General features: G+C 44.5%; 10 protein-coding genes. 7 read left to right on the top strand and 3 right to left on the bottom strand.

Going from position 1 to position 8,574, the window contains the following annotated elements; translation table 11 throughout:
* Positions 1 to 181: 181 nt before the first annotated feature.
* From AB1797_10855 to AB1797_10825, 7 genes are all read left to right on the top strand, one after another.
* Positions 182 to 310: a hypothetical protein gene (locus tag AB1797_10855; GenBank protein ID MEW5768101.1), complete on the top strand. Its 129-nt coding sequence runs from the start codon at positions 182 to 184 to the stop codon at positions 308 to 310.
* Positions 311 to 355: 45 nt separating this feature from the next.
* The gene (locus AB1797_10850) at positions 356 to 1,528 is read left to right on the top strand and encodes a class I SAM-dependent methyltransferase (protein MEW5768100.1); all 1,173 of its coding nucleotides are present in this window, start codon (positions 356 to 358) and stop codon (positions 1,526 to 1,528) included.
* Positions 1,529 to 1,765: 237 nt separating this feature from the next.
* Complete coding sequence (locus tag AB1797_10845) at positions 1,766 to 2,533, top strand: hypothetical protein (protein ID MEW5768099.1); 768 nt, start codon at positions 1,766 to 1,768, stop codon at positions 2,531 to 2,533.
* A 519-nt stretch (positions 2,534 to 3,052) separates the two neighbouring features.
* Positions 3,053 to 3,529 (top strand): Ig domain-containing protein, encoded by a 477-nt coding sequence (locus AB1797_10840; GenBank protein MEW5768098.1) that lies wholly within the window; start codon positions 3,053 to 3,055, stop codon positions 3,527 to 3,529.
* Between the two features lie 13 nt (positions 3,530 to 3,542).
* Positions 3,543 to 4,913 carry a cohesin domain-containing protein gene (locus AB1797_10835; GenBank protein MEW5768097.1) on the top strand — a complete coding sequence of 457 codons (1,371 nt, stop codon included), beginning with the start codon at positions 3,543 to 3,545 and terminating at the stop codon, positions 4,911 to 4,913.
* Between the two features lie 241 nt (positions 4,914 to 5,154).
* Positions 5,155 to 5,412: a cohesin domain-containing protein gene (locus AB1797_10830; GenBank protein ID MEW5768096.1), complete on the top strand. Its 258-nt coding sequence runs from the start codon at positions 5,155 to 5,157 to the stop codon at positions 5,410 to 5,412.
* The gene (locus tag AB1797_10825; protein MEW5768095.1) at positions 5,409 to 5,654 is read left to right on the top strand and encodes a PKD domain-containing protein; all 246 of its coding nucleotides are present in this window, start codon (positions 5,409 to 5,411) and stop codon (positions 5,652 to 5,654) included. The genes AB1797_10830 and AB1797_10825 overlap by 4 nt, the downstream gene beginning before the upstream one ends.
* A 43-nt stretch (positions 5,655 to 5,697) precedes the next feature.
* Here AB1797_10825 and AB1797_10820 read toward each other — a convergent pair whose 3' ends face one another.
* From AB1797_10820 to AB1797_10810, 3 genes are all read right to left on the bottom strand, one after another.
* Positions 5,698 to 6,966: a glycosyltransferase family 9 protein gene (locus tag AB1797_10820; GenBank protein MEW5768094.1), complete on the bottom strand. Its 1,269-nt coding sequence runs from the start codon at positions 6,964 to 6,966 to the stop codon at positions 5,698 to 5,700.
* Positions 6,967 to 7,074: 108 nt separating this feature from the next.
* Entirely contained in the window at positions 7,075 to 8,250 is a 1,176-nt protein-coding gene (locus tag AB1797_10815) for a glycosyltransferase (protein ID MEW5768093.1), read from the bottom strand.
* A gap of 202 nt (positions 8,251 to 8,452) precedes the next feature.
* The coding region (locus tag AB1797_10810; protein MEW5768092.1) for a flagellin at positions 8,453 to 8,574 on the bottom strand (122 nt) is incomplete at its 5' end.

The following is an 8,574-nucleotide window of genomic DNA, read 5'->3' as shown; positions in this document are numbered from 1 at the left end:
ATTTAAACTTACTGTGGTAAGCTCTCTTCGTCAAGATTTAGCGATTTCAGAGAAGCGTCCAACGATGCACAACATATTGGGTTACAGGGAGTTCTGGTGAAATTGAGTTTTCATATTCACGTTAATAGAACTTTATCTATCCGAGGGAGAAATCTCAGCTATCTTCCCTCATCTTAAAAAGGTGGAAGAGATAGATTCGTCTAAGGCCTGGCCTGTCTATAAGATATTAGGAGATAAATGTGTTAAACTTGGTTTCTATGAAGATGCAGTTAAGGCATATAAAATCTATCGGCAGAGATTTCCAAAGTAAAACGGCCTTGTTCATCGCCTAAAAAAATATCTGAGGAACATTTCTATGATACTTCTTCCAAATTGCCCTAATATCAAAATCCCTATTAATAAAGTAAAAGCAATTCTTATAATAAAATCAGCACGTAATACGCAAATAAAAAATGCCATAAGTAAATTAAGAAATATTTATCCTAAAGCAAAGCTTTATTTATTAGCTTCTAATAAATTCAAAGAAGAATTTAAAGAATGTGAAATAATTTCTTATCCAGATAAAAAGAAACTCCATCCTTTGTGGTTAGGAAAAAAAACCTGGAAATACATCAGAAACTTAAGACTGGATATGACGGTAATTTGTTATAACCATAGTACTGAATGGGGTCCCACTTATTTATGGGTAGAGATAATTGCTTTATTTAGCAAGGCAAGATGGATTGCTCAATTTTGGAAGAAAGAAACTAATAATTATTTGAATAGATTTAAATTAACATTATTTTTATTAATTAAGTTTAAATATTGGATAGTTAATCAATATTATAAATTTAAGGCATTAAGAGAAATTAGTCAATATACAGGAGAAAATATTAAAATAGTTTCTAAAAAGATAAAAGAGTCAGCAAAGAATGCAGTCGATAGCTGGGAGGAAAATTTACCAAAAACAGATAAAGAAATAAAAGATTGGTATTCTAAAACTGATATATACATATATCAATTAATGAGAAGATGTGGTTACTATCCTGGAAGTAGATTGGAATGGTTGTCTGAGATACTAAGGTATTGTCAGGGGAAGAAAGTACTTGATTATGGATGTGGGGTAGGGCATTTGGGAATAGAACTGATTAAACATGGTTTTGAAGTTACCAATGCCGATGTTCCAGGAAGAACTTTTAATTTTGTTAAGTGGAGATATCAAAAGAAAGGACTACTTACAAAGTTTGTTGAGTTAAATGATAAATTTTCTTTGTCAGAAACTTATGATGTTATTCTCTGTACTGATGTCTTAGAGCATATTCCTAACCCTATAGATACCTTAAGGCTTCTTTCTAAACATTTAAAAGGCGATGGAATTTTATTAATCAAAATGGGAGAGGAAGAAAACGAGGAATGTCCTCTTCACTTAGATGCTATAAATAAATCTAATTATTTTTCCATAATGGAAGAGTTGGGGTTTCAGCAAATAACCAAAGAAAGTTCAGAAGACATGTGGAAATTGCTGGCCTGGAAGAAGAAGGCGGAATAAAAAAGATTTAAAAGAAAGGAGGGTGATGCCTATGAGATAATGTAAGGCAGCCTTACAGATGTGAGGTAGCGTGTCCCAAATTTATTTGGGCAAATAACAAGAGCTGGAGTATCTGGCTCTACAAAAACTGGGGGTTAAGAGAAAAAACGAGCCCTCTCTCATCCCTGGTGGGAAAAATGGTTGAATTTAGCCGGAAATTTTTAAAGGAGGTTTTTCACAATGAGGACAATGAGGACAATGAGAAGGAAAGATGTTTTAGGATTAACATTAGCCGTAGTCTGTTTGTTATTAGGCGCATCTTTAGGTTATGCCGTACCACAGTTGATTAATTATCAGGGAAGATTGGGTAGCTCTGAGAGTGAGCCTGTAACAGGCACGAGAAGTATTACCTTCGCTATCTATGATGCCGCGACTGAAGGGAGTCTCCTCTGGCAAGAAACTCAGACTGTCCAGGTTACTAATGGATTGTTCAACGTCCTTCTGGGCAGTGTCACTCCTATTCAAGGTTCGGTCTTTAATGAAGATAGCCGGTTTTTAGGGATAAAAGTGGAGAATGACCCGGAGATGATCCCAAGACATCAGTTGGTAAGTGTCGGGTATGCCTTTACTGCGGATAATTTAGGTGGTGGGGTGGTGAATGTGAATGATACCGGCGACGTCGGTATTGGGACGATGGCGCCAAAAGATAGATTGGATGTAAATGGAAGGATACTTAGAAAGGGACAGTCATTTTCAGTGGCGGGGAGTGTGAACCATGCTGGAACTGTTGAAGTTCCATGGGGAACAACAAATGACTGGAATATTTTTGTTTCTCCAAGATTGATGGGACACGAAGAAACTAATTCTGAGAATGATAACGCCCTTCTAAGGATTGAATGTTATGCAAGCGAGAGTTCTTCCACCGCTTGGGGAATTACAGCAAGGTATAAGTATAAGTTTAGCAATAGTCGTCCTAATGGAACTTGGTATGATGGCTCAGCAAATTATATTCTTGTTCCCCAATAATGAAAGTCTGTCACAGGTTCAATACAAAGCAATGTCGGCATCTGGACAAGGAGGAAAAGGGGAATGCCGAAAATTACCTGATAAGGGATGTGAAGCGTTAGAGTATGGTTTTGTAATATCCTTCCAAAGAAAAGAAGGAAGGCTATAGCGCTCACTTAAATTGAGCCGGGTATGCTCAGATAAATTGAGCCACTAACAATAAAAAGTTCATACGTATGAACTTTTTGGGAGACAGGTTAAGTCTTTGATTTTGAAGGAGTAAGGATTTAGTAAATATAAGTTGCAAAAATTATAAAGTAAATATGCAGTAAGTCGTAAGTGGTGAGTGTAGCTATAGAAATCTAAAAGATAATATACTACTTGGAAAAGAAAAAAATGAAAAATGAGTGGCTCAATTTATCTGAGCGCTATGGAGGGAAGGGATAGAAAACTATAATAAGGAGGGAAATAACTGTCTTTAAATTACAACAAAGTAGAGGTGAAAGTAATAAAAAGGTCAGATTTTTGTTAGCTTTAACGATGTTTTTATTTGTGTTCGCTACCACTTCTTTGGCGGATGGTATCTCCTGGGAAGTGGTAGATCAGGGAGGTATAATTGCGAATTCGACTAATTACGAATTGTTAGATGCCAGTGGACAGGGAGCTATTGGCCAGGCCAATAGTCCTAATTATACTCTATCGGCAGGATATATCCTGCCTCTAACTACCTTAACTATTACTACTACCAGTTTACCTGATGGTCAGGTCGGTGCATCTTACTCAGACACTTTAACCGCTGCTGGTGGGACACCTCCTTACACCTGGTCGATCATCTCAGGTAATCTTCCAGATGGCCTCTCTTTGAATAGCTCAACTGGTCTGATTTCTGGTACACCTACTACGCCGGACACTTTCACCTTCGCTATCCAGGTAACTGACTCAAGCTCTCCAACTCCTCAGAGGGTAAGTAAAGATTTTTTCATAAATATCAAAGATTCTTCTTTTACTATATGTTAAGGTAGCCCCAGCGGTGAGTTATGTTTACTTAGATGGAATAACCGTGACAGTAACGGTAGAAGTGGAGAATGTAACCAACCTGCATGGGGTAAATTTCAATCTCCTCTTTGATGATGATAAACTTGACCTTGTCTCGGTTAAGGAGGGCAGCTTCCTGCCATCAGGTGGAGAAACGACCTTCTTCAGTGATACTAGTCCCGGGGTAGTGAATGTATCTACGGCGCTGTTAGGGGCCGGCTTAGGGGTAAGTGGAAGTGACTCAATAGCTATTGTCACTTTTATTGTACCGGAGACAGCCCTTCTTCCTGCTGATTTGACTTTGGAAGAGGTCATCCTGGTTGATCACGAACTTAACCCCATTTCGGCTGACATTCAGATGGGAAGGATCGAAAAAAGAGGGATGCCGTTTGACTGTAATAGGGACTGTTATATTAACTACGACGACTTAGTTTGCCTGGCGATGAGCTGGCATTGCCGGGTGGGAGAGGATTGCTTTAATCCTGCCATGGATTGTCCGGCAGATGATTATGTCGATTATCGAGATCTCTTCAACTTTTCTATGGTCTGGCACACTTCTTGTGATGATCCGTGGGACACCCTTATTTCTTGTGAACCGGTTTCTCCCGCACCAATGAGATGGCCTGAAGCAGAATTAGCCTCGACTTCCAAAATTGATGCCACCGTCTCAGTAACCGGGGAAAAGACATTAGAGGTAAAGATAATGGCCAATCAGGTTGCTGATATGCATGGTGTGAACATTGACCTGAGTTTCGACAGCCGGAAATTAGAGGTGACTGAAGTCGAGAAGGGAGATTTGATTAGCGGCATGTCTTTCTTCAAGGTAGATACCCGGCAGGCTGGTTTGATAAACCTGGCCGGGACGTTTCTGGGGCGTGATCCGGGTGTAGACGGCAGCGGGGTGCTGGCCAGAGTGGTCTTTAAGGTGAATAAGACACCAGAAGTCTACCAGACTCCTGGTGTCTCGCTCTCTCAGGTCATCGTGGCTGATCATAACAATATTCAGTACAATCTCACTCCTGGAGCACTGGAGTCTGTCATTACCCTGAAGGATTTGATCCCGACCCGTAATTCTCTGCATCAGAATTATCCCAATCCCCTAAATCCTGAAACCTGGATTCCCTTTAGCTTATCAACCAGGGCCAATGTGGTCATCAACATCTACAGTCTCTCCGGTCAATTGATCAGGACGCTGGAATTAGGAGAGAAGGAGGCCGGTTACTACCCGGCTAAAGGTGGGATTAAGTCAGCCGCTTACTGGGACGGTAAGGATGAAACTGGAAAAGAAGTAACCAGCGGGGTGTATCTCTATCAACTCCGCGCGGGTTCTTTTGTCTCCACCAGGAAGATGATCGTGGTAAAATAAGATTTGACAGCATTGCCTCTTCAAGGTCGATTTGTGGGCAAACAGACCTCCCGCAGGGACCAAAGGGACCAAAGGGACCAAAAGGACCAAAAGGACCAAAGGGACCAAAGGGACTATTACCTATTACCTATTGGCTATTGGCTATTGCCTATTACCTATTACCTATTACCTATTATCTAATTTGGGGGGTGATGGCTACCCCGACTTACGCAGGTCCAAATGAAATGCCAGCGCTTTGATTATGTCTGACCTTGATGTTGAGACCGCCGGGATTCAGTCTAACATCACTGTGCCAGTAGGAAGTAATCTGGAAGTCGATGTGATTGTGCAAGGAGCCTCAGACCTCAGGGGGGTAAACTTCGATCTTTTCTATGATACCGAAGCAGTAGAAGTTGTTTCAGTAGAGAAAGGAGATTTTCTGAAAAGCGGGGGAGGGCAAACTGTCTTACTTACAGATACTGCCATCCCTGGTACGATTAATGTAAGCACCATTATTTGAGTGGTAATTATACCATCAGCTTAAGGGTAAGTGGATCAAATGGGGTAGATACTGAAACAAAAGCCGGTTACATCAAGATATATCCGCTTAAAGTGGAAGCTGATTTTATGGCTGATTCGACCTCGGGTTGTGCCCCCTTGAAGGTCTGCTTTACCGACTCCTCGGCTGGCGAGGTTATCTCCTATCTGTGGGATTTTGGTGATGGGAATAGCTCAAGCGATTCCCAGCCAACGAGTTGGTAACAGCCGGACTTTGGGATACCGACGACAGAGGTCTGACCTCTGTCTAATGGTTTGGTTGCGGCTTTGCTGCGCTACGGTTAGAAGTCTCTCTCAATCTGGGGCTAAAGACCATTATCCCGGCCTCTCTGAATCTGGACACCAAACGGGTGGCCTCACTTTGCAGACCGTTAAGCTTATTGAATTCGGGATGCCACAAGAGCTTCAAAAGATGATAAGCGGCCGGGAGGCTTTCGGCCGGGATGGCCTGGAGGCATTTTGTCTCCTCACAAGGCTGCCGACAGCCATAGAAAGGCCGACAGGGAAGCTCTGCCTGAAGGATAAGGAAGTTTTTGCCTACCGGGGCGTAAAGGAGAGGGGATATCCCGCCAAATACAGCAATAGTTGGCGTGCTCAAGGCCACGGCCATATGAGTGGGCCCGGAATCCGGACCGATAAAGAGATTGGCCCTTTCAATGAGGGCACCCAACTGTTGAAGACTTGTCCGGCCGGTCAGGTCGAGGGGAGGCTCTTCCATCAGATGGGCCACGGCGGCTGACCTGGCTTGCTCTAACGGGGCGCCGATAAGGATAACCCGGGCCCCTAACTGCTGCTGGATCTCATCGCCTATCCGGGCGACTTTCTTTATATTCCATCGCTTTATCTGCCAGACATTTCGCTCCCAGCCAGAGCCTGGCTGGAGAACAGCCACAAAATCGCTTTCATTCACTCCATAGCCCTGAAGACAATCACTGATGAAATCTTTGGCCTCCTGGCCAAGATATAGTTGGGGGACCTTCTGGGAAGGCTTTACCCCGGCCATCAGCAAGTAGAGATCAAGCCGGTTCATCTGGTTCCGGTTGGTCTCCAGGTACGCCTTTCGTGGCGGCCAGGGGTCCTCATATCTCAGGCTATTCGCTTCAGTCAGCGAATTACCGACTATCTGAGCCCCCCCACTAAGAGCGGTAAAGATAGCACTGGTCAGACTCTGATGGAGATTAATTACCAGATCGAAGGTTCTTCCCTTTAATCTCTCCCGAAGATGGAAAAGGTCCTCTAATATCTTCTTTTCAGACGGGTTGAGCCTCGTTGATTCTGGGGCGCGCCCTAATAGGACCCCCGGCTCAATAAGCCCCTCATCCAAGGCCTGACGATAGAGATGAGGAATGACAAAGATCTCATCTATATCAGGATGGTGAATGAGGATATCGGTAAATCGATCCTCCAGAAGGAAGCCTATATAAGCCGACGGATATTTCTCTCTAAGGCCTCTTATTACCGGGGTAGTCCTCAGGACATCACCAGCGGTATCCAGTTGAATGACCAGGATCTTCATAGCGCGGCCTCCCGCCGCAACCAAACCAAGGACATAAAGGACATAAAGGACATAAAGGACATAAGGGACACAAAGGACACCCAGCTTGAAACTCGAAACTCGAAACTATTACATCACTTCCCTCATCTTAGCGAGCACCTCCTGAGCCCGGTGTATGAAGGTATGTTGGGCCAGGACCCTTTGGCAGGCCCGGGCCGCTATCTTTTCCCTTTCTTCAGGATGTCTTAGATAGTAATCCACTAAGGAAGGCAATTCCTCGATTGTTCTGTAGAAAACTACCTCCTGGCCAGGCTCAAACAACTCCACCAGATCGCTTCGATAATCGCTTAAAACAAAGGCAGCGCAGGCAGAGACGTCAAAGAGGCGCTGGTTTATAGTGGTCAATAGTTGAGACTTGGTTATATTCAGGTTGACGGCGGCCGCATTATAGAGTTTGGGCGCTTCTTGATGATACTCGATTCGGCCCCGGTAGCGGATCTTATCCGAGGCCGCCTCTATCCAGCCTTCATCTCCCCACACGTCTACCCCGAAATCAGCCACTGTCTCGATGACCTTCCGGCGGTATCTGGTCATACTTTCAAATTCCAGGGCCGTCAGTTCACCCCTGTGTTTCTTATTAAAAAGAGCCAGGGCCTGAGGATCGTCGGCCCATTTTAGCTCGGCTAAGTAATGGGTAATGGGTTTGCTCGGATCCCGCGCATGCCTTTCTATCAAAGCCTCCATCACGTCCTCTGAGAAAACGGCTGACAGCTTTTCTCTTTTCTCCCGAAAACCGACACTAAAACTCGATGCCCCCACAAAGCTCAAGTTAGCCCCATACCTTTTAAGCTCAGACGAACTGAGCGTTAGTTTTTTAAATATATTCGGATTGGTAGCCAGAGGGAGATAATGAAGATCATGGTAACCGGCGCCTTGTAGGTCTTTAAAATAACCCCTGTCCCAGATGAAGAGGTGATAGTTGGGCTTGTAGGGAAGAAGGATGTGGGAAGAAAAGAGGGGGTTGTCTACAAACCAGGAGCAGACAGGAATCTTCAGCCGGTCAAAAAGCTCTGGCACCAGGCCGATAGTATCGAGGGTAAAGATTAAGTCCGGCTTGAATCCCTGCCAGGCTCTAAATAGAACCTGGCCTATTTTTTCTCTTTTATGGGTCAGATAAGATAAGTCAAATAATCCTACCACCTGCCCTAAACGAATAAAGGCATCGGCCATATCTTTGGCCAGGTAGGGCAGGGCATTACCCGTAGCCGCCGCAAAGGTAAGGATTCTAAGAGGAGCGGATTTCATAGGGATATTATACCCCAAGAAGAGGATTATGGCAATACAAAAAAAGGGAGAGCCTCCCCTCCGGCTCTCCCTTTTTAAGTTAAGCGGCTCTCGTGTATTGGCTCGCTCCAAGTCGGGGCACGGCACACCGTGCCCCGGCTTCCTGCCTCTGTTTGCCCGGTCAAAGAGGGACACGGCTAAGGCCGCGTCCCTACCTCGTTGTTTAGCCGATCAAGGCCAGCACATTCTGGGGTAGGGCGTTGGCCTGGGCCAGCATGGCCGTGGAAGACTGGAGGAGAATCTGGTTTCTGACGAAGGTAATGCTCTCCTCGGCAAAATCCAGGT

This window comes from bacterium (assembly GCA_040753085.1).
In the GTDB taxonomy this organism is placed as follows: Bacteria; UBA9089; JASEGY01; order JASEGY01; family JASEGY01; genus JASEGY01.
Note: the sequence above shows the minus strand (reverse complement) of the source record. Positions and strands in the feature narration are given on the sequence as shown.

What these genes read in the sequence shown, in the direction of transcription:
- AB1797_10850 (MEW5768100.1), top strand. Translation starts at nt 356, where the DNA reads ATGATACTTCTTCCAAATTGCCCTAATATCAAAATCCCTATTAATAAA.
- AB1797_10845 (MEW5768099.1), top strand. Translation starts at nt 1,766, where the DNA reads ATGAGAAGGAAAGATGTTTTAGGATTAACATTAGCCGTAGTCTGTTTG.
- AB1797_10840 (MEW5768098.1), top strand. Translation starts at nt 3,053, where the DNA reads ATGTTTTTATTTGTGTTCGCTACCACTTCTTTGGCGGATGGTATCTCC.
- AB1797_10830 (MEW5768096.1), top strand. Translation starts at nt 5,155, where the DNA reads ATGTCTGACCTTGATGTTGAGACCGCCGGGATTCAGTCTAACATCACT.
- AB1797_10820 (MEW5768094.1), bottom strand. Translation starts at nt 6,966, where the DNA reads ATGAAGATCCTGGTCATTCAACTGGATACCGCTGGTGATGTCCTGAGG.
- AB1797_10815 (MEW5768093.1), bottom strand. Translation starts at nt 8,250, where the DNA reads ATGAAATCCGCTCCTCTTAGAATCCTTACCTTTGCGGCGGCTACGGGT.